13 protein-coding genes and 3 pseudogenes are annotated in these 20,790 nt (G+C 72.4%); 5 read left to right on the top strand and 11 right to left on the bottom strand.

The window, feature by feature from the left end; translation table 11 throughout:
• Positions 1 to 92: 92 nt before the first annotated feature.
• Positions 93 to 800, bottom strand: a pseudogene (locus tag UK82_RS23590) (BTAD domain-containing putative transcriptional regulator); the annotation flags it as partial.
• A 316-nt stretch (positions 801 to 1,116) separates the two neighbouring features.
• Complete coding sequence (locus UK82_RS23595; protein WP_236706352.1) at positions 1,117 to 2,277, bottom strand: lysylphosphatidylglycerol synthase transmembrane domain-containing protein; 1,161 nt, start codon at positions 2,275 to 2,277, stop codon at positions 1,117 to 1,119.
• A 210-nt stretch (positions 2,278 to 2,487) separates the two neighbouring features.
• On the opposite strand from UK82_RS23595, the gene UK82_RS23600 reads away from it, so the two are divergent.
• Entirely contained in the window at positions 2,488 to 3,078 is a 591-nt protein-coding gene (locus UK82_RS23600) for a TetR/AcrR family transcriptional regulator (protein ID WP_044888361.1), read from the top strand.
• A gap of 85 nt (positions 3,079 to 3,163) precedes the next feature.
• On the opposite strand, the gene UK82_RS23605 is transcribed toward UK82_RS23600, so the two are convergent.
• From UK82_RS23605 to UK82_RS23625, 7 genes and pseudogenes are all read right to left on the bottom strand, one after another.
• The coding region (locus UK82_RS23605; RefSeq protein ID WP_236706353.1) for an amidase at positions 3,164 to 4,363 on the bottom strand (1,200 nt) is incomplete at its 5' end.
• Between the two features lies 1 nt (position 4,364).
• Positions 4,365 to 4,582, bottom strand: a pseudogene (locus tag UK82_RS39795) (amidase); the annotation flags it as partial.
• The gene (locus UK82_RS23610) at positions 4,579 to 7,458 is read right to left on the bottom strand and encodes an ABC transporter permease subunit (RefSeq protein WP_055409400.1); all 2,880 of its coding nucleotides are present in this window, start codon (positions 7,456 to 7,458) and stop codon (positions 4,579 to 4,581) included. The gene UK82_RS23610 and the pseudogene UK82_RS39795, both read right to left, overlap by 4 nt.
• Before the next feature lie 16 nt (positions 7,459 to 7,474).
• The coding region (locus UK82_RS23615) for an ABC transporter substrate-binding protein (RefSeq protein WP_236706354.1) at positions 7,475 to 8,263 on the bottom strand (789 nt) is incomplete at its 5' end.
• A gap of 1 nt (position 8,264) precedes the next feature.
• A pseudogene (locus UK82_RS42090) lies at positions 8,265 to 8,713 on the bottom strand (hypothetical protein); the annotation flags it as partial.
• A 346-nt stretch (positions 8,714 to 9,059) separates the two neighbouring features.
• Positions 9,060 to 10,430: an amidohydrolase family protein gene (locus tag UK82_RS23620; protein WP_055409402.1), complete on the bottom strand. Its 1,371-nt coding sequence runs from the start codon at positions 10,428 to 10,430 to the stop codon at positions 9,060 to 9,062.
• A 104-nt stretch (positions 10,431 to 10,534) separates the two neighbouring features.
• On the bottom strand, positions 10,535 to 11,305 hold the full coding sequence (locus tag UK82_RS23625) for an ABC transporter ATP-binding protein (protein ID WP_173667345.1): 771 nt from the start codon (positions 11,303 to 11,305) through the stop codon (positions 10,535 to 10,537).
• A gap of 228 nt (positions 11,306 to 11,533) precedes the next feature.
• On the opposite strand from UK82_RS23625, the gene UK82_RS23630 reads away from it, so the two are divergent.
• Entirely contained in the window at positions 11,534 to 13,612 is a 2,079-nt protein-coding gene (locus UK82_RS23630) for a tannase/feruloyl esterase family alpha/beta hydrolase (RefSeq protein ID WP_055409406.1), read from the top strand.
• 80 nt (positions 13,613 to 13,692) lie between these two features.
• Here the strand turns inward: UK82_RS23630 and UK82_RS23635 are convergent, their stop codons facing one another.
• Positions 13,693 to 14,523 carry an SDR family NAD(P)-dependent oxidoreductase gene (locus tag UK82_RS23635; protein ID WP_044887191.1) on the bottom strand — a complete coding sequence of 277 codons (831 nt, stop codon included), beginning with the start codon at positions 14,521 to 14,523 and terminating at the stop codon, positions 13,693 to 13,695.
• 92 nt (positions 14,524 to 14,615) lie between these two features.
• Positions 14,616 to 15,392, bottom strand: a complete 777-nt coding sequence (locus tag UK82_RS23640; RefSeq protein ID WP_044887222.1) for an SDR family NAD(P)-dependent oxidoreductase — start codon at positions 15,390 to 15,392, stop codon at positions 14,616 to 14,618.
• Positions 15,393 to 15,841: 449 nt separating this feature from the next.
• Here UK82_RS23640 and UK82_RS23645 point away from each other — a divergent pair, with 449 nt between their 5' ends.
• From UK82_RS23645 to UK82_RS23655, 3 genes are all read left to right on the top strand, one after another.
• Complete coding sequence (locus tag UK82_RS23645) at positions 15,842 to 17,440, top strand: carboxylesterase/lipase family protein (protein ID WP_044887192.1); 1,599 nt, start codon at positions 15,842 to 15,844, stop codon at positions 17,438 to 17,440.
• Positions 17,441 to 17,482: 42 nt separating this feature from the next.
• Positions 17,483 to 19,102: a carboxylesterase/lipase family protein gene (locus UK82_RS23650; RefSeq protein WP_052681350.1), complete on the top strand. Its 1,620-nt coding sequence runs from the start codon at positions 17,483 to 17,485 to the stop codon at positions 19,100 to 19,102.
• A 661-nt stretch (positions 19,103 to 19,763) separates the two neighbouring features.
• On the top strand, positions 19,764 to 20,756 hold the full coding sequence (locus UK82_RS23655) for a hypothetical protein (protein WP_044887193.1): 993 nt from the start codon (positions 19,764 to 19,766) through the stop codon (positions 20,754 to 20,756).
• Positions 20,757 to 20,790: the final 34 nt, after the last annotated feature.

The following is a 20,790-nucleotide window of genomic DNA, read 5'->3' on the forward strand; positions in this document are numbered from 1 at the left end:
CGGCCCGCTGGTCCGGCCCGCTGGTCCGGTCAGCCCGTGGAGGGCAGCTCGAACCGGTCGTCGTCGCGCAGGATGGCACGCTGGATCTCCCNCAGGTGGCGGCCCGGCTCGACGCCGAGCTCCTCGGCGAGCAGCCCCCGTGCGCGCTGGTACACCCGTAGCGCGTCGGCCTGTCGCTCCGAGCGGTAGAGCGCGATCATGAGCTGGCGGTAGAAGGCCTCCCGCATCGGGTGTTCCAGGGTCAGCTCGAACAACTGGCCGACGAGTTCGCGGTGGCGACCGGCACTGAGCCCGGATTCCATCATCATCTCCAGGCACTCCAGCCGGGCCTCCTCCAGCCGGGTGGCGAAGGCGTCCACGATCGGCCCGTCGCGCAGATCGCTGAGTGCGGGACTGCGCCACAGCGCCAGCGCGGCCGTGAACTGCTCGACCGCCTGCGGGTGCCGGCCGGAGCGGGCATGGCGCCGGCCGGCCGCCACCCGCTGCTCGAACTGGTGCAGGTCGACCGCCTCCGGCTCGACGGCCAGCAGGTATCCCGGTGACCGGGTGATGATCGGGCACTGCGGGCGCCGCGGGCAGGTGAGCAGCTTACGTAGCTGGGAGACGTAGACGTGCAGCGCGGCGGTCGCCCGCCGCGGCGGATCCTCCGGCCAGATCTCGGCGACCAGCAGGTCGGCGGCGACCACCTGCCGGGCGCGGGCGAGCAGCACCGCCAGCAGCACCGTCAGTTTCGGGGCGCTCACGTGCACCTGCCGGTCGCCGTCGAGCACGCGCAGAGGTCCCAGAATCTCGTATCGCACGGCCTGCCCCACGGAAGAGTTGAGGTCGGTGACGCGCGCCGAACCCGACGGGCTGGGCGACCTGCGCTTCGGCCGCATCCGACGACCGAACGCCGCCGCGCCGCGCCCGGACTTCCAGGGCGGGCGGCGGGCACGTCACCCACCGTTTCACGCCTGCCGGGGCCTGCCTATTGGAGGAATCTCGTAGTACTCCGACTTCCTGCTCCCCCGAGACACACTCAGGTAACGGCAGCGGGAGCGGCACCGCGGCCACCGGTCACCAGCCCCGGCCACCAGCCAGCGGCCCACCGGCCACCAGCCCACCGGAAAGAGCGGGTCACCGGTACCGGACGCGGTAGGCGACCCAGGCAGGGGCGCCGGCGGCCAGCGGCAGCCAGAACGACACCAGCCGGTAGGCCAGCGTCGACACCGCGGCAGCCGCCGCCGGCACCCCGGCGAGCGCGAGGGTTCCGGTCAGGCCCGCCTCGACGAAGCCGAGACCACCGGGCGTGATGGGAATCATAGCGAGAACATTGGCGGCGACGTAAGCGAGTAGCACGAGGGAAACCCGCGGATGTTGGCCGGCCCCGGCCAGCGCCGCGAGCAGCGCGAGGTAGTCCAGCCCCCACTTACCGGCCGCGGTCAGCACGGCCCCGGGCCAGCGGCTCCCCAGCGAGCGGATCACGTCCGTGCGCCGGGCGACGAGCACGTCGGGAAGGTCCGCGGGCGCCGACCGCCGGGCCAGTCGGGCCAGCCGGGTGACCGCCCGAGCGAGCAGACGGACTGTCGCGTCCGACCGCGCGAGGATCACACCGACGATCACGAGCAGGGCGAACGCCAGCCCGCCGGTGGTGGCGATCGTGGTGAGGCCGGGCGGCGCCGGCTGGCCGAAGGCGATCACCGGCAGCACGACCAGGGGCAGCCCGAACACGATGCCCGTGGTCACCATGGAGGTCGCGGTCAGCGCGAATCCGGCGGCGGCGGGATCGCAGCCGCCCCGGTTCAGCATGCGGAACTGCACGGCGCCGCCGACCGCGATCCCGCCCGGCACGATCCGGCTGATGCTGTTCGAGACGAGCTGCGAGGTAACCGAGAGGAACCAGCTCAACCCGCTGATCGCGATCCGCTGGAGCTGCCAGACACAGGCGAAGCTGGCCGCCTCCAGCAGCACCATCGCCGGATACCACAGGGGCTGGAACGTCCGCAGCCGGGGAAACGCGGAGAACACCGCGAGGAGCTGCGGCATGAGCAGGTACAGCGCCGCGCCGGTCGCGGCGAGCGGGACGACCCTGCCGGCCACCCGGGCCCAGCCGAAGCCGCCCGGCACGACGTCGCCGGCGGAGAGCTCGGTCCCGGCCTCCGGCGGCTCCACCGGCGCGGTGGGACGTTCCGCCGAGGCATCGGGATGGTCACCTGCGGCCTCGTCCGGAACCGACGGGTGCGGTTCGTCCGGAACCGACGGGTGCGGTTCGTCCGCCTCGGGTCTGCCCGCCGACACGGCGGCCACCTCCCCTCGAACGCCACGCCGGCCCGTCCCCCGGAACCCGCCCAGCCCAGCCCAGCCGGTGACCATCACGCCACCAACGGCGTGACCATCTCGCAATGCCCCGTCACCTTACGCAGCCCGCCACCGGCGGCCGGCGTGGTGTTCCGCGCTACCGCGGGACACCATCCGATCCCACCCGGCCCACGGATCTAGGCTGTCCCCATGCATGCTGCCGCGACGGGGGGTAGCCGCGGCGGGCCGCGGCGCGGCGCGCTGCACGAGGCCGAGATCGTGGGCGAGGCCCTGGAGATCATCGGTGCGGACGGGGTGGAGGGCCTCACCATGCGCCGCCTCTCCGACCGCCTTGGCGTGGCGGTCGGCGCGACGTACAAGCACGTGCCGACGAAGGAACACCTCCTGCGCCTGGTCACGCTCGAGCTCTACGCCCGGGTCGGTCCGTGCGAGCCGACCGGCGCGGACTGGAGTGCCGGCATCCGGTCGTTCCTGCTGCGCTTCCGCGAGGTCGTCGGCGCCTACCCGGGGATGGCGGGCCACATCTCCGCGCACGTCGCCGACCCGATGCCACATGGGCTCTACGCGTCCCTGAACGGGACGCTGCGGGAGGTCGGTTTCACCCCGATCGGCGCGGACCGGGTGGTGCGGGTCCTGTTCTTCTACACCTCCGGGGCCATGCTGGCGCCCCTGACGCCGGACGAGCACGCGGACGCGGACGCGGAGTTCGTCGCCGGGCTCGACCTGGTGCTCGACGGCGTCCATCGGTCCCTCGAACGCGACCGCGCCGCCACCGCCTGATCCGGACCCGCCCGAGCCGGACCCGCCCGAGTCGGACCCGCCCGAGCCGAAACCAGCCGAGCCGTTATCAGCCGAGCCGCCGACGTCAGCTCACAGCCGGGTGTTCGTCGCGGGGGAACGCCTGCTGGAAGGCCTCGGCGACGCGGAGAACCAGGTCCTCGCGGCCGTGCCAGGCCGCGATCTGCAGCCCGACGGGCAGGCCGTCGACGAAGCCGCACGGCACCGTCACCGCGGGGAACCCCAGCCAGTTGAAGATCATCGTGTGGCTGCAGTACACCGGGGCGAAGCTGCCGCCCGGGAAGGTCGGGCCGTCCACGGTCCAGGCGCGCTCCCACTCCTCGACGGGCGCGGCGATCCGCTGCGCGGTGACCGACAGGATGACGTCGTAGCGCCGGAACAGGCGCTGGAAGCGTTCCCAGTTGCGCGCCCGAGACTCCGCCTGCTCGCGGTAGAGCAGCGGGTCCAGCGCCGGCAGCGGGGCCGAGTTGGTGCCGACCATGACCTCGTAGACGGACGGCTCCACCGTCCAGCGCACGGTGCCCCGCTCGGCGCGGTCCTCCCAGACCTCCGCGGTCGGGTCGACGGTGGCGCCGAGGGTGACGAGGCTGCGCGCGGCCGCCCGGGCGACATCGATGATCCGCGCGCTGTCGGCGGTGGCGTAGGTCGCGGCGAAGCCGAAGTCCTCGGTCCACGCCATCGACATCCCCTCGACACCCCGGTCGAGGGCGTCGACCGGATCGGGGGTGTCGTCCTGCAGGCACACGTAGTCCCGCCCGTCGCCGCCGCTCATCGCGCGGGTGAACAGCGCCGCGTCGCGGACGTACCGGGCCAGCGGCCCGTAGCTGGCGGTGAGCAGCATCGTCGGCTTGTCGTAGTTGACGTGCGGGATGAGCCCGCGGGAGGTGTGCAGGCCCACCACCCCGGAGTAGGCGGCCGGCAGCCGGGTCGAGCCCCCGCCGTCCGAGCCGATGGTCACCGGCAGCAGCCGGGCCGCCGCCGTCGCGGCGCCACCGGAGCTGGACCAGCCGGGAACCCGGGTGGTGTCCCACGGGCTGAGCGCCTCGGCGTCCCAGTTGAACGGGCTGAACACGCCGGGGCGGTCCCGGGCGAGCGTCAGGTCGGCGCCGGCGCCCATCATGGTGTTCGTACCGATGATGATCGCTCCGGCCCGGCGCAGGCGCTCGACGCAGATGTCGTCGAAACTCGACACCACGTCCGTGCCCGGCTGGACGTAGCGCAGCCCCTCGACGCGGATGTGCGACTTCACCGACGTCGGAATCCCGTGNAGCGGCCCGAGGGCCTCGCCGGCGGCCACCGCCCGGTCGGCGCGCCGGGCCTGCTCGCGGGCACCGGCGCGGTCGACCTGTTCGAAGGCGCGCAGGGTGGGGTTGAACTCCTCGATGCGGCCCAGGAAGTGCTCGGTGACCTCCACACAGGACACCTCGCGCTTGCCGATCAGTTCCCGGATGCGCCACGCGGGCAGCCAGGTGAGTTCCTCGCTCATGCCGATTGTCTCCTCATCGCCACGTCGGGGGTCATGTCCGTCGGCACGCCGTCGGGCACGCCGTCGGGCACGCCGGTGGGCACGCCGGTGGGCACGCCGTCGGCCCGGAATCGGGCGGTGCCCAGGTAGGCGTCGACGACGGCCGGCGTACCGCTGATCTCGGCCGGCGTGCCCGCGCCGATCAGCGCCCCGAAGTCGAGCGCGTAGACGCGGTCGCAGGTGCGCAACACCATGTCGACGTTGTGCTCGACGAGGAAGACGGCCATCCCGCGCTCGTCCGCGAGCCGGCGCAGGACCGTGCCGAGCTCGCGGGTCTGGGCATCACCGAGGCCGGCCGCCGGCTCGTCGAGCAGCAGGACGCTGTGGCCGCCAGCCACGGCACGGGCCACCGCGAGCATCCGCCGGTGGGCGTAGCCGAGATCCTGGACCGGCGTGTCGAGGAACGGCGCGAGCCCGAAGTCGGCGACCGCGGCCCAGCCGGCGGGGGTGAGCCGGCCGCGGTCCGGGACGACCAGGTTGGTGACGTAGGCGAGGCTGTCCCGGCGGTCGCAGGCACTCTGCAGGTTCTCCAGGACGGTGAGGTCCTCGAACAGTTCCAGTGACTGGAACGACCGGCCGAGCCCCGCGCGCGCCCGCCGTTCGCGGCTCCAGCCGTCGATGCGCGTCTCGCCGAGACGCACCTCGCCGCCGGCCAGGGTGGTGAAACCGGTGATCGCGTCGATCGTCGTGCTCTTGCCGGCGCCGTTCGGCCCGATCAGGCCCACGACCTCGCCGGGGCGCACGCGCAGGCTCAGCTCGCGCAGCGCGGCGACGCCGCCGAAGCGCACCGACACCCCGCGCAGCTCCAGCGCCAACGGCGGGACGCGATGCTGCTCGCGGCCCACCGCGCGCCCCGCCCCCCCGACCTCGGACGTCGGGGATGCGGACGTCGGGGATGCGGACGTCGGCGAATCGGGTGCAGGGGTGGTCGCCCGCCGCGCGCGTGGCCGGAGCCCGGGCAGCTGCCGGGGAAGGCGGTCGGCCAGCAGCGCGCGCAACCGGTCGTCGGCGCGGTGGCGCAGGAACACCAGGCCGTCGGGCGCGGAGGTCAGCATGAACAGCAGCCCGACCCCGCTCGCCAGCGCCAGGTAGAGCGCCACCTTCGCGCCGAGGAACCCGAAGATCTGCTGGCCGAGGGTCCCCGGGGCGAACGAGCTACCCACCAGCGGCCCCGTGGTGGCCCCGACGCCGCCGAGGACCGCGTTCTGCAGGGCCGTCACCGACTGCAGGCCCGCGAAGGCGCCGAAGCTCGGCACGGGATCGTGGAACGCCAGCAGGATGCCGCCGAGGGCGGCGATCATCCCGCCCAGGACGAAGGCGTAGAGCTTCGCGCCGACCACGGAGATGCCGAGCGCCGCGGCGGCGCGCTCGTTGGTCCGCACCGCGATCAGCCGCCGCCCGGCGCGGGACCGGCGCAGGTTGACGATCGCCAGGGCGACGACGACGAGGACGACGAGGACGAGGCTCGCGTATCGCTTCGGGAAGGACAGCGCGTCGACCGCCAGCCCGAAAACGCGGATCCCGCCGACCTGGTAACCCTCCGTCCCGCCGGTGTAGCGGGGGTTGCCGAACACGACGGCCTCCAGCGAGATCGCCAGTCCCAGGGTGAGGATCGCGAGGTGGACCCCGCGGGTGCGCAGCCCGCCGAGGCCCACCACGATCCCGACCGGCACCACGGCGAGGACGCCGGCGAGGGCGGCGAGCCAGAACGGCCAGCCGTGGTCGGCCACCAGCCAGGCCGTCATCAGCGCCCCGACCCCGGCGAAGCCGATCTGGACGAGGGAGACCTGACCGGCGTAGCCCGTGACCACCACGAAGGACATCAGGATGATCGCGACGATCATCTGGAGACCGAACGCGTTGACCCACGCGGCGGGCAGCAGCCACCAGATGCACACGACCGACGCGAGCACCGCGACTCCCGTCGCGAGCCGGTGGGGACGGCCGGCGCCCAGCCGCGGCATCCGGCCGAAACTGTCACCCTTCCCGGCGGTCGTCCGCCCGCGGGCGAGCAGCACCACCGCGACGAGGACGAACGGGATGGCGGTCGCCAGACCGGGCGCGGTGACATACCGCGTCACCTCGGACTGCCCTATCCCGATCACCAGGCCCGCGGCGAGGGTGATCGGGAACGACGCGAACCGTCCCACCACCGCCGCGGCCAGCACCGGGATGACGAGGTAGGTGAGGTTCGCGGGCCCGAGTCCGGTGATCGGCGCGAGCAGGATCGCCGCGAGCGCGCCGAGGGCCGCGCCGACCGCCCAGTTCGCCGCCCCGATGAGATCCGGCGAGACACCCAGGGCCGCGGCCGACCGGGAGTTCTCCGCCACCGCGCTCGTCGCCACGCCGAACCTGGTGAACCGGTAGACGGCCCACAGCGCGGCGGTGAGCACCACGACGATGGCGAGGATGTAGAGGCGGTCCCGGCCGATCTGCGCCCCGAACACACTGACCGGTCTGATCGGCAGCATGGACGGGATCACCTTCGGCAGGTCCCCGTAGCGCAGCACCGCCACCGACTGCAGGACCACCAGCAGGGCGAGGGTCGCCACGATCCGGGCGAGGCCGGACGCCCCCCGCATGCGGCGCAGGATCAGCAGGTGGAACGCCGCGCCGAGCACGGCGGCGGCGAGCAGCCCGAGCACCACCGAGACGGCGTCGGGCAGGTCGGCCCCGCGGCCCTCGAAGTACACGTAGGCGCCGACCATGCCCATCGCGCCCTGGGCGAAGTTGACCACACCCGACCCGCGGTGCACCAGGACGAGTCCGACGGCGGCCAGCGCGTACAGCGCGCCGGCACCCACGCCGAGCGCGGCGAATCTGAATACCTCGGTCATCTCGATCCCCCGTGGATCACTTGGTTCGCAGGATGGGGGCGATGTCGTAGAAGTCGCCCTTGCGAACCGCCTTGCCCCCGGAGATCTCGTAGTTGATCCCGTAGTGGTTGAACACCCGGCGGAAGGACGGGTTGTCCAGCGGCTGCGAGGTCCAGGGCGGAACGACGCCCGCGAGGTCCACGCCGCGCAGGCCGTTGAGCGCGGCGGTGAGGGAGGCGGGCGTGACCTCGCCGGTGGTGCTGCGCAGCGCGGATCCGACGAGCCGCGCGGCGATCCAGGCGACGACGGCCTGCTCGGTGAGCTTGGTCTTCGAGTCGACGGCCCGCGCGTCCGCCTGCACCTGCCCGATCCCGCCGGCGGCGGTGTCATGGGAGTTGAGCTGGCTGTCGACGACGATGAGGCCGTCGGCGAGGCTGCCCAGCGAACTGAGGAGATCCTCGTTGAAGATCGCCGAGATTCCACCGATCGTGAGGGTGCGGCCACTCTGCCTCAGGGCGGTGAGCGCCTGCGCCGCTCCGCTCGGGACCAGGCTGACCGCCACGCACGTGGCGCCGGCGCCGGTCAGCTTGGCGACCGCGGGCGACAGGTCCGCGGCGTTGGCCGCGACCGGGGCTCGCGCGACCTCCTTGCCGCCCCGGGACTCGAACCCCCGCTTGATGTAGTCGATGAGGAAGTCCGAGCCGTCGAGGTAGACGATGCCGAGCTTGGTGCAGCCCGTCTTGGCCAGGCCCACCCCCAGGGAGACGTAGAGCGCGAACGAGGAGCTGACCGGGAAGGAGTTGGGGCTCGTGTCGTCGCTGACCCCNACCACCGGAATGCCGGCCTTGGTCAGCGCCGTCTGGTCCTGGGCGGTGACGAAGCCCTGGATCACCCCGGCGACCTTCTCGTTGATCGCCTGCCGGGCGCAGATCTGATAGCCGCCGGACGTTCCCTTCGCGTCACAGGTCTCGATCCGCACGTTGGGAAAACCGCGGAGCACCCCGCGCGCCACCGGCACGACCTCCGGCACCTTGAAAGGAATGGTGCTGGTCAGGTCGCCGATCACCATGATCTTGGCGCTGACGTTCGACGTAATAGCCGCCGGCGCGCTCGGCGAGCCACCCCTGCCGTCACTCGACGACGATCCTCCGCATGCCGCCAGTACTAGCGCGAGACATAATCCGACGACAATCGTCGCCGTGCGTAAATTCCTGCTCCCGACCATGTGCTCCCCACGGGTCCCGAACCTTACCAGAAGAGGTGTGAGCTGTTTCATACCGGGGCTACCGATTGCTTTCTACCAGCTCGCATCCCGGTCCGCAAGTATTGGCGAAGCGTCTCGTAATCATTCCTGAATGCAGGCAGCAGAAGGCGTAACAGGGTCGGCGTCCCGATCCGCGCCGGATATTCCACGGATCGATTTCTCGGCGGCATTCGGCGCCGTCGGGTGAAGGCCGGCACGGGGGCGCGGGGGCACGGATGGCGGCCGGCGGTGAAGGCGGGGCAGGGCGGGGGCAGACAGGGTGGGGGCAGGCGGGGCAGGGGCTGGGGCGACTGAAAGCGGCTGAAGCGGCTGGAGACGGCTGGGGGCGGTCGGGGGCGGCTGAAGCGGCTGGGGGTGGTCAGTCGCCGTGAGCGAGGGCGACGAGGTCGTCGTCCCAGGCGTGGTCCACGGCGGCCAGGTCGACGTCCTCGGCCGGGCGGGCGTACCCGGAGCGCTTGTGGAAGTGCGCGAGCAGACGCGGGTCGACCTCGTGCTCGCCGAGCACCTCCTCGGGCCGCGGGCCGATGCGGGCGGCCGCGCGGGCCAGCGCCGCCCGGTCGAGACCGAAGACGTCGACGGCGTTCTCGCCGAGGATCGCCCGGGCCTCCCCCTCGGGCACGCCGGCGAAGGCGGCGCGGATCCAGTCGCGGGTGTTGGGCCAGGTCCCCTCCGGATGCGGGAAGTCCACGCCGAACAGCAGCCGCCCCACGCCGATCTCGTGCCGCATCTCGATCTCGGCGCGGTGGGGCGAGGAGGGAATCGCCACGCAGTGCAGCCGGAAGTACTCGCTCGGCGTCCGCTTCAGGGCGCCGCCCAGGCGGGCGGCGCGTTCGTCGAGGCGCCGCAGGGTCGCCGGCAGCCAGTCGGCCCGCACCTCGGTCAGGGCCAGGCGCAGGTCCGGGAAGCGGTCGAACACCCCACCCAGCATGAGCTGCCACATGGCCCGCCGCGGCCCCAGGTCGAGCTGCAGGGGCGAGTCGGCGCGGGCGTCCATCTGCTCCCGCAGCCGCTGCTGCAGGTTCAGGTCGATCTCGCCGGTCCCGCCCATCGCCTCGTGCACCTGCCGCAGGAACGCCTGGAACTGGCCCTGGACCCCGCCCCAGCCGGCGTGCACGGTCACCACCAGCCCGAGGCGGGCGCAGGCCGCCCAGAACGGGTCGTAGTACGGGTCGTGCAGCGGCGGCAGCGCGGGGTCGGCGACCATGCCGGGCAACAGGACACCGACGAATCCGTGCTCGGCCACCCAGGCCAGCTCGGCGACGGTCGCCGCCAGGTCCAGGCACGGCCCCGCCTCCGCGATGCCGTAGAACCGGCCGGGCGCGGTGGTCATCGCGTCCGCCAGCCAGCGGTGGTAGGCCCGGGTGCCGGCCGCGCGCAGCCGCGGCGGGTAGGGGTTGTTCACGACGCCGAAGAACGGCAGCGTGCACATCTGGTGGCCCGACAGCAGCAGCTCGCCGGCGATGCCCTCGGCGTCGAGCTCACGTACCCGCCGGTCCAGGTCGAACGCGCCGAGCTCGCCGCCGGTGCGGATCGCCTGCCGGCCGTCGATCACCTCGAGGGTCTCGTCGGACGAGCCGCCGGCGGTGATCACGACGGCCAGCCACTCGTCGTTCTCCGCCGTCAGGCGGTCGAGATCGCCGAGGAACTCCGGCTCGATGTAGTCGCGGTAGGCCTGCGGGGGAGCTCCGGTGTGACCGTCGGCGGAGACGAGGACCAATCGCTGTCCCATGTGACTCACCTCATAGATCGAGTCCGCTCACCCTGCCCTCACCCCGCCGCGCTGTCAACAGTGTTCACCTCACCAAAGTGCCAGGCCCGCCGCCGGACGAGGGCTCAGTCGGTCGCCAGCTCGGCGCTCGACAGGTAGGTCCGCTCGATCTCGCCGATGCGGCCGCGCAGCTCACGGGCCTCGCCCTCCAGCACCACCCGCCCATGGCTGAGCACGTACGCGCGGTCCGCGACCTCGAGGGCGTCCCGGACATGCTGCTCGACCAGGAGCACCGCGCCGCCCCGGTCCGCCGCCGCGCGCACGGCCAGCAGCAGGCGCTCGAGGACCAGCGGCGCGAGCCCGAGCGAAAGCTCGTCGGCGAGCAGCACCCGGGGGTCGGCCGCGAGCGCGCGCGCCAGGGTGAGCATCTGCTGCTCGCCGCCGGAGAGCAGGCCCGCCCGGCGGGGCAGCAGCGGCGCCAGCTCCGGGAACAGCTCCAGGCACCGATCGCGCTCGCCCCCGCCCAGGCGCAGGTTGTCGGCCGCGGACAGCTCCATGAACACCGACCGTTCCTCGGTGATGTAGCGCAACCCGCCGCGGGCGCGCCGGTGCAGCGGCGCGGTCGTGCGGCGCCCGTCGAGCAGCACCTCCCCGCGCAGCGGCCGCAGCTCCCCCGCCAGCGCCCGGACCGTGGTCGTCTTGCCCGCGCCGTTGACCCCGAGCAGCGCCACGACCTCCCCGGGCCGCAGGACCAGATTCAGGTCGTGCACCACCGGGGTGGACCCGTAGCCGACCGACAGGTCGCGGGTTTCCAACCGCGGCGGCGAGGGGCGTTCGGACGATAAGCCGACGTTGCCGTTGGGCTGGGGAGCCGGGATACCCGAAGTGGTCGTCATGCGAGGACGGTACCGCCCGGATGGCTGATGTCCATGGCCCTTCCGGAGGTCGCACCGCGCTTTCCTGAGGCACTCGTCGGTGCCCGTCCGACCCGCCTACCCGAGCAGGTGAACGTCGTTGACTTGGCGGTCACCGCGGACGTACGCTGCGCCCGCACCGGTCGCCCGGCGACGGCTGCGGCCGGCATTCCCAGTGCCCCACNAAACGCGTGGAGGATGACTGCTGTCATGGACGTGGACGGAAAGATCGAGGTAGCCTCCTACATTCCCGCAGACTCATTCTTCGGCTCGCCCTACATCGACTCGGACGTCTGGCGCGAGAGCCCCTTACCCCATCGCCACGTGCACGGTGGTTTTCAGGACACCGACACCCGCTTCACCTTCTACTTCCCCACCGAGGACTCCTACGACGGCCGCCTGTTCCACCCGCTCGAGGGGGCCCACGCGGGCCACGAGGACGCCTTCGGTGGCCCGATGGGCGACGTGATCGGCGGGCTGGTCCTCATCTCCCGGCTCGGCGGCTACATGGTCGAGTCGAACTCCGGCCACATCGGCGACGACATCGACCCCCGCGGCGGCGACGACCCCACCCTCTACGGCCACCGCGCCAGCGTCGAGACCGCCCGGTTCTCCAAGCACGTCGCCGCCCAGATCTACGGCGCCCCGCCCCACCACGCCTACGTCTGGGGCGGCAGCGGCGGCGGGCGGCGCTCGCCGCTGTGCCTGGAGTACGGCACCGGCGTCTACGACGGCGCGCTGCCGTTCATGGGCGGCGGCGAGATCGCCGCGCACGGCGTCACCACGCTCATGAAGGGCGCGCAGGTGATGGCCTTCGCGTCCATGTTCAACGTGCAGCGCCTGCTGCGCCGCCAGGCCGCCGGGGTCGTCGACGCGATGCGGCCGGGCGGCAGCGGCGACCCCTACGCCGGGCTGACCACGCACCAGCGCGAGGAGCTCGCCAACCTCTACCAGCTCGGCTACCCCCGCGGCGACGAGTTCATGATCTTCTCGCCGATGGGGCAGATCTGGCTGTGGTCGTCCATCGCCGACCGGCTCGCCAGCGAGGACGCCGACTACTTCACGTCCTTCTGGACGAAGCCCGGCTACATCGGCCACGACGCGCCGGACGCCGTCGCCGACGACCTCCTCGACGTGACCACGACGGTGAGCCGGGTCGTCACCGGAGGCGAGCTACTGACCGACCCCGCCTACGCCGGACCGGAATACGGCGGTCTGCGGGTGATGGCGTCGCTGATGAGCGCGGGGCCCGATCTGCCCATGGCGATCGAGGTCGAGGGTCTCGGCGACGGCTACCGCCTCGGCGCGGGCCTGCAACTGCTCAGCGGAAAGGCCAAGGGGCGCCAGCTCTACTGCATGGGCCACGCCGGCGACCTGCTCAGCGCCGACGGCGTCGCCGAGGCCAACCTGCTGCGCTTCCGCGACGTCGAGGTCGGCGACGAGATCCACGTGGACAACCGCCGGTTCCTGGCGTTCTGCTACTACTACCGCCACCACCTGATGGACGAGCCGGCGTTCGACTTCCTGCGCCCCGACGGCCGCCCGATCTACCCGCAGAACCGGGTGCCCACGATGTCGCCGCTGATGGGCGTGGCCTACTCGGGCCAGTACGAGGGGAAGCTGCTGTGGGTGCACCACACCCACGACGCCTCGCTGTGGCCGCCGCAGGGGCTGGTCTACGAGGCGGCGGTGCGCGCCGTGCGGGGCCCCGAGGCGGCCGGCGAGCGGTTCCGCCTGCGCTGGACCGAGAACGCCGAGCACATCCCGCCGGCGTACCTGCCCTCGGCGCCCGACCGGGCCACCTCGACCTGGCTCATCGACTACCTGCCCGTCATCGAGCAGAGCCTGCTCGACCTGGTCGCCTGGGTGGAGCAGGGGGTCGAGCCGGCCGGATCGCACTACGAGTTCCGCGACGGGCGGGTCGTGCTGCCGGCGAGGGCGGCCGAGCGCGGCGGCATCCAGCCGGTGGTCTCGGCGACGGTGGACGGCGGCGAGCGGGCCGAGGTGCCGGCCGGCACGGCGGTGACCCTGCGGGTGGACGCCGAGGTGCCGCCGGGGGCCGGCACGATCGTCGCGGTCGAGTGGGACCTCGACGGCTCGGGTTCGTTCGCCGACCCGGCCGACGTCGTCGGCACCCCCACGGCCGTGAGTCTGACCAGGACGCACACCTACCCGACGCCGGGCACCCGGTTCGCGACCGCCCGGGTGTGGTCGCACCGCGACGGCGACCGCGACGCCGTGCACCGCCGCATTCCGAACGTCGCCTCCGTGCGGATCGTCGTGACCTGACCCGCATCACCCCAGCCCGCCGCGGGGCCGGCTGCGCACCGGCGCGCAGCCGGCCCCGTGACGCGCCCGTGAGGGCTGCCTCAGCGGCCGCCGAAGTCCGCCCGGACGGCGGTGGTGATCTCGGAGTAGCGCCCCAGGCTCACCGCGTCGGCGCCGCCGTCGACCGGCAGGATCACCCCGTTGACGAACCGGGACAGGTCGCTGGCCAGGAACACCACGGCTGCGGCGATGTCCTCGGGCTGCCCGACCCGGCCGGCCGGCTGCTCGTCGCGCAGCGCCTCGGCGAGGTGTTCCATGAAGGCTGGCCGGCGGTCCCGGGCGATGCCCATGCCCATCACGGGCGTCATCGTGATGCCGGGGCAGATCGCGTTGGAGCGGATGCCGTGCCGGCCGAGCTCGGCTGCGGCATGGCGCACCACGCCGATGACGGCATGCTTGCCGATCGTGTAGCTCGGCTGGCCCAGGCCCCCACGCAGCCCCGAACCGCTGCTCGTGGTGATGATCGAGCCGCCACGGCCCTGCTCGATGAACACGCGGGCGGCGTGGCGGTGCCCGGAGACGGCCGAGCCGACGATGAGGCGCAGCGACCGGTCGAGCCCGTCCGGCTCGAGGTCGACGAACCCGGCCTGATCGCCGGCGCCGCTGGCGTTGTTGAACATGATGTCCAGGCCGCCGAAGTGCCGCACCGCGGTGTCGACCAGGTTGGCGACCTGATCGTCGTCGGAGACGTCCGCGTGGACGTAGAGCGCGGCGTCGCCGAGCCGCTCGGCGGCGGCCCGGCCGCGCTCGTCCTGAATGTCGCCGATGACCACGTGCGCGCCCTCGGCGACGAACGCCTCGACGCTGGCCAGGCCGATGCCACTGCTACCGCCGGTCACGATCGCCGTCTTGCCCACCAGGTTGTCCGGCATCGCCGTCTCCTTCCGGTCCGTACTGGCCAGGGGCGTCGCAATCCTTCTCGCGCGCCGCGACCGGCCGTTACCGCGGAATGTTCGTGGTCGGTTCAGCGCAGCAGGACCTGGCCGCCGTCGAGCATGAGCGTCGCCCCGGTCAGGTACTGCATGTCGTCGCTGACCAGGCCGACGATCGCTCGGCCGATGTCGGCGTAGGGGTCGCCGAGCCGACGCAGCGGAGTCTGGCGGCGCTGCAGCTCCCAGCGCTCGGGGCTCTGCTTCATGTACTCCTCAGCCGCCGGCGACCAGGCGGCCGGGCAGACCTGGTTCACCCGGATCCCGTAGCGGCCCCACTCGATGGCGGTGACCTTCGTCAGGCCGCCGATGGCCTCCTTCGCCATCGCGTATCCGAGCAGGCCGGGCGCGCCGCGCACCCCGATCCCGGACCCGAAGTTGACGACGGCGCCGTGGCCGGAGTCCCGCAACGCCGCGAAGCAGGCCTGCATCATGTGCACGCTGCCCAGCGGGCCGGTCTCGAAGGATTCGAGGAGCTGGGCATCGGTGGCGTCGACCGTGGGGATGCGGACGGTGTTGTTCCCGCCCTGGGCGTTGTTGATGAGGATGTCGACCCCGCCGAACGCGGCCAGCGTCGCCGCGACCGCGGCCTGCGCGTCGGCCCGGTCGGCCACGTCGCAGCGCACCGCCAGCACCCGGGCACCCTTGCCCGACAGCTCCTCGGCCGCCGCGACCACCTTCGACTCGGTGCGGCCGAGCAGGGCCACCGCGGCGCCCTCGTCGGCCAGCGCCTCGGCGATCCCCCGGCCCAAGCCCTGGCCCGCACCGGTGACGACGGCGACCCGCCCGGCAAGCCGGCCGGCCTGGCCCAGACCAGGGGCCGCCGTGGACCACTCGGATGCCGTGAACGGCTCGGATGCCGTGGATGGAACGGATGCCGTGGATGGAACGGATGCCGTGGATGGAACGGATGCAGCGATGGGCTCGGCCATCCCCGTCAGGCCCCCGCCGCCGCGCAGCGGGCTAACGGTGCGGAATCGACGTTCCCGGACAGCTCGCTCGCGCCCATCAGACAGCTCCGTCCTCTGTTGCCCTCGGGCCAGCCCAGCCCAGCCCCGCGCCGACGCCCACGGCCCCGCCCGGTACCCGCGGCCCGCGTGCGGGTACCGGGCAGCGTTTCAGAGTGGCCTCGACCACGTCAACCGGTCGCTACCGGACTCGGTGAACAGTGTTGACACGCCTTCGGTCGGCGCCTAATTTCCGGTGCATCGAGCTACCTCACTCGCGCCCGGGAGCGGGCCCACGCGAGAAAGGACCGATCATGCCGGATATCGTCATCGAAACGTCGAGCGGCCGGATTCGCGGCACGACGACACCAGCGGGCGTGCACGTTTTCAAGGGAATTCCGTACGGCGGATCCGTCGCCGGCGCGAACCGGTTCCAACCGGCCCGCCCGCCCGAGCCGTGGACGGGCGTTCGCGACGCTTTATCCTACGGTCCGACCGCGCCGCAGGCACGCCCGGCCGAGGCGGGCGGCGGCGGCGCGGCCGATCCCGCCGCGACCGCACGGATGGCGCCGTTCCTGACGTTCCTGCACGGCCTGGCCGGGGACGAACCGGCCCAGGACGAGGACTGCCTGGTGCTCAACGTCTGGACCGGCGGCGTCGACCAGCAGCGCGCCCGCGCCGTGCTCGTGTGGCTGCACGGCGGCGCCTTCAGCACGGGCTCGGGCTCCTGGCCGCTCTACGACGGCACCGCCCTGGCCGCCCGGGGCGACGCCGTGGTCGTCACGATCAACCACCGGCTGGGGCCGCTCGGCTTCCTGCACCTCGGCGAGCTGGCCGGGGACCGCTACCGCGACGCGGGCAACGCCGGCATGCTCGACATCGTGCTCGCCCTGCGGTGGGTGCGCGAGAACATCGCCGGCTTCGGTGGCGACCCGAACCGGGTACTGGTGTTCGGCGACTCGGGCGGCGCGTCGAAGACCTCCATCCTGCTGGGCATGCCGGCGGCGAAGGGTCTGTTCCACCGGGCGGCGGTGATGAGCGGCCCGCTGATCCGCTCCTGCCCGGCGGACGTGGCGACCGCGAACGCCGAGGAGCTGCTCGGCCGGCTCGGGATCGCCCCCGCCGACGTGGCGAAGCTGCACGACGTGCCGGCCGAGCTGCTGATCAAGGAGGCGGAGTCGATCGGGGTACCGATCGACTCCGGGCTCGCCGGGGCCGCCGGCAGCGAGCAGTTCATGCCCTTCCAGGCGGTTGTCGACGGCCACGTCCTGCCCGCCCACCCGATGGATCCGCAGGCCTCGCCGCTGGGCGCCGACGTCCCCGTCCTCGTCGGGTCGACCCGGGACGACATGAAGATGATCATGTTGGGGATGCCGTGGTTCGGCTCCCTCGACGACGCCGGCCTGGCCACGCTGGCCGGCGGCATGTTCGGCGCCGCGGGGCCGGAGTTCGTGCGCGCCTACCGGGCGGAGCGGCCGGACGCGACGCCGAGCGAGCTGGCGTGTGCCTTCGTGACCGACCGGGTGATGTGGTGGGGCGGGATCGACTGGGCCCAACGGAAGATCGCCGCGGCCGGCGCCCCCGTTTACGTCTACCGTTTCGATTTCGCCACACCCGCCCTCGGCGGGATTCTCGGGGCCACCCACGGCGGTGAAATCCCGTTCGTGTTCGACAACTACCCGCTCACCCCGATGGCCGGTGAGCGGCCCGAGAACGCGAATGTGGCCCGCGCGATCAGCGAGGCGTTCGTGCGTTTCGCCCAGGAGGGCGTTCCGGACCACCCCGGGCTGCCCACCTGGTCGCCATACACGCTCGACGGGCGCGCCACCATGATCTTCGACGCCGTGTCCCGGGTGGACGACGATCCCCGCCGGGCGATCCGCGAGCTCCACGCCCGGGTGTCCGCGGGCTAGCTCGCCCGAGCGCCGGCGCATCCGCCCGGATACGGTCCGGAAATGGACGACGCGGTCGAGGTGGATGACACGGTGGGGTCGGACCAGACGGGCAGGGCGGACTACGCGGCGGGGGCGCACGGCGCGGCGGGGGCGGGCGACCCTGGGCCGATCGTCGCGACCTCGGCGGGACGCCTGCGCGGCCGGCGTGTCGACGCGGGTGTGCTGGCCTTTCTCGGCATCCCGTACGGCGCGCCGACCGGCGGCGAGCGCCGGTTCCGGCCGCCGGCGCCCATGCGGCCGTGGACCGGCGTCCGCGACGCGCTGGCCGTCGGCCCCTCCAGCCCCCAGCCCACGGTGCCCGCGGCGGCGGCCGGGGCGTTGGCGGTCTTCGGCGGCATCCCCGAGCCCTCGATGTCCGAGGACTGCCTGGTGCTGAACGTGTGGACCCCGGCGGCCGACGGCGCCCGCCGGCCGGTGATCGTCTACTTCCACGGCGGGGGGCACGCGACCGGTTCGGCGTCCTGGCCCGTCTATGACGGCGCGGCCCTCGCCCGCCGGGACGCCGTCGTGGTCACGGTCAACCACCGGCTCGGCATCCTGGGCTACCTGTACCTGGCCGACCTGCTGGGCGAACAGTTCGCGGCATCGGGTGCCGCCGGAGCACTCGACCTGGTGCAGGCGCTGGAGTGGGTCCGGAACAACATCGCGGCTTTCGGTGGGGATCCCGGCAACGTCACGATCTCCGGCGAGTCCGGGGGCGGCTCCAAGGTCGCGACCCTGCTGGCGATGCCGTCCGCCCACGGCCTGTTCCACCGTGCCGTGATCATGAGTGGGTGGTTCGGCCTGCGGGGCACCGACCCCGCCCACGCCCGGTCCGTCACCGCGCGGGCGCTCGACCTGCTGGGCCTGCGTCCCGACCAGGCCGCGCAGGTGCTGACGCTGCCGGCGCAGCGGCTGGTGGACGCCGCCGCCGCGATGGGCGGCATCGACAACGGCCTCTACCCCGTCCCCGACGGGAAGATCATCACTGCTCAGCCGCTCGCGGCGGTCCGTGCGGGCCTGGCCCCCGACGTCCCGCTGCTCATCGGGACGACCCGCGACGAGTACAGCATGTTCCTGCCGTTGGCCACGATGGGCCGCCCCGGTCCCCGGGCGGAGGCGGAGCTCGCCCACCTGGTCAACGCCTTCGGATCCGACATCGTCAGGGTGGTCGAGGCCTACCAGTCCGCCCGGCCGGAGCTGAGCGCGGACCGAGTGCGGGTGGCGGTGGCGACGGACGGTCACGTGCGGCTGCCCGCCATCCGGCTGGCGCAGGCCCGTCTGGCCGCGGGTCGGGCGGCGGTGTACATGTACCGGTTCGACTGGGAGACCCCGCTCGACCCGTCGCTGCGGGCGTCGCACGGTCTCGACGTCCCGTTCTTCTTCGACACGGTGGACACCGCCACGGCCGCCGCCCTCGGCGCGGACGCCGAGGACTCCGACGGCCGCCGCGCGCTCGCGGCGCGGATGGGCGACGCCTGGGTCGCCTTCGCCCGCGACGGCCGGCCCGCCGCCGGGCCGGACCTCCCCTGGCCGCCGTACTCCCTGCCCGAACGCGCCACCATGTTGTTCGACGTCCCCACGCGCATCGAGGACGACCCCGCCGGCGCCGAACGCGCCGCGTGGGACCGCCTCGGCTGAGAGCGAGACCCCATCCTCGGATGGCCGAACCGCCCATCCCCACTGGCGCTGGGGGATGGGCGGTTCGGCGGTCGGCGGTGCTCAGGTGCGGCGGGCGCCCATCAACGCGACGGGTTCACCGGGAACACCTCGCACTGGGGAGCGCAGGCACAACGGGATCGCCTCGCGTGCTCCTTCGGTGCGGCGGGCATGGCACCTCGGGACGATCAGGATGGCAGAGAAACCTTCATGATCGCCTGGGGGTCGTACCCGTCTTGTTTCGGGGTCCAATCCGCAACCCACCACGACCCAGTCTCACCGGAAACCCCCGGCACGGCCCATGAGCCGCTACCCAGCAAGCTTGCCGGGACCCTGAACAAACCCTGGACGGGGTCATCCGCGCCGACGGCTCAGGGCCTACGGGATGGATCCAGACGAGCCAGGCTGCGTCCGCGTTCCAGCCCTCACAATTTCTCATCAATTCNTTGCCTTCGTTGGCATACAGGCTGTTATGCTCAGCGACTCCGGACGGTACTCATCCGACTACACCCCTCCATGGTCGGGCAACCCCCGTAGGGTCGCCCGAACTTTACCGGCGGTTCATCCGGACATGTCCATGTGCGGTCTGCCTGACAGTAGATGTTGTTCGTGTCCTGCTGCCTGTCCGATGGGTCGGAGGGTCATGCTCGCTGAAAAGGATTTCGCAGCCTTCGTCGCCCGCCATGCGGGAGTCGACGCCGAACAGGCTGATTCCGGCGCCCGCCTCGGCGCGGACCTGGGACTCGACTCGTTCGCGCTGCTCGAGCTGCACGCCGCGATATCCGGGCTGGGCGTCGACCTGTCGGAACGGGCCTGGTTGCGCATCGGTACGGTCGGCGAGCTCTATGACCAGTGCCTAGCCGGATCGCACCGGCCCGAGCCGGTGACACCCGAGACGCAACCCCCGTTCCCCGATATGTTGGCGCCGTCGACCGCATCGCGGATACGCTTCCCGAACGGGCCGTTCACCGTGCAGTCACCGGACACGGGTTCCGGAGCCCCAAATGGTGGAGAGGTCACGGACCCGGCCGGTTTGCGCATTGATCAGCGCGTTCCGCCGCCGACCGCCGCGATGCAGGGCGGCCGGGGCCTCGCGGACCCGACGCCGCCTCGGCCGCCGCAACGTAGCGGACGGTACTTCAGGCTCGCGCCGCTTCTCCCAGCGTCAACCCCGTTCCTCTACGAACTCGCGATCTCGCCGGAGACCGGGTTCCGGTGGCGGTATCGAGGTTCGGTCCCCAGCTACGCACAGTTCGAGCAGGAACTTTGGCAAGGAATGCTCTCCCAGTTCCTGGTGGAGTCAGTTGAGACTGGCGAACCTGTCGGCAATGTAATTTGCTACAACCCGGACTTTGCACTTGGACACGCCTACGTGGGCGCCGCGGTCAGCGGCCGCTACACAGGATCAGGAATAGCGATCGAGCCGGTCCGTTTGTTCATCCGATACGTCTTCGATGTCTGGCCTTTTCGTAAACTTTACTTTGAGCTCCCGGAATTTAACCTGCCACAGTTCGCAAGCGCTCTGGGAAACGGGCTGCGGACGGAGGGCAGATTGGTCGATCATGAGTACTACCAAGGCCGTTACTGGGATCGGCTGATCCTCGCCGTGTACCGGGACCGGGCCGGCTCACGGTAGGCCGGCCGGCAAAGAACCCTCGCAAACGACCCCC

The sequence above is a fragment of the Frankia sp. ACN1ag genome, assembly GCF_001414035.1.
Classification (GTDB): Bacteria; Actinomycetota; Actinomycetes; order Frankiales; family Frankiaceae; genus Frankia; species Frankia torreyi.

Excerpts from the sequence above, each read along its gene's own strand:
- UK82_RS23600 (WP_044888361.1), top strand. The coding sequence starts at position 2,488 with ATGCATGCTGCCGCGACGGGGGGTAGCCGCGGCGGGCCGCGGCGCGGC.
- UK82_RS23610 (WP_055409400.1), bottom strand. The coding sequence starts at position 7,458 with ATGACCGAGGTATTCAGATTCGCCGCGCTCGGCGTGGGTGCCGGCGCG.
- UK82_RS23620 (WP_055409402.1), bottom strand. The coding sequence starts at position 10,430 with ATGGGACAGCGATTGGTCCTCGTCTCCGCCGACGGTCACACCGGAGCT.
- UK82_RS23625 (WP_173667345.1), bottom strand. The coding sequence starts at position 11,305 with ATGACGACCACTTCGGGTATCCCGGCTCCCCAGCCCAACGGCAACGTC.
- UK82_RS23630 (WP_055409406.1), top strand. The coding sequence starts at position 11,534 with ATGGACGTGGACGGAAAGATCGAGGTAGCCTCCTACATTCCCGCAGAC.
- UK82_RS23635 (WP_044887191.1), bottom strand. The coding sequence starts at position 14,523 with ATGCCGGACAACCTGGTGGGCAAGACGGCGATCGTGACCGGCGGTAGC.
- UK82_RS23645 (WP_044887192.1), top strand. The coding sequence starts at position 15,842 with ATGCCGGATATCGTCATCGAAACGTCGAGCGGCCGGATTCGCGGCACG.
- UK82_RS23650 (WP_052681350.1), top strand. The coding sequence starts at position 17,483 with ATGGACGACGCGGTCGAGGTGGATGACACGGTGGGGTCGGACCAGACG.
- UK82_RS23655 (WP_044887193.1), top strand. The coding sequence starts at position 19,764 with ATGCTCGCTGAAAAGGATTTCGCAGCCTTCGTCGCCCGCCATGCGGGA.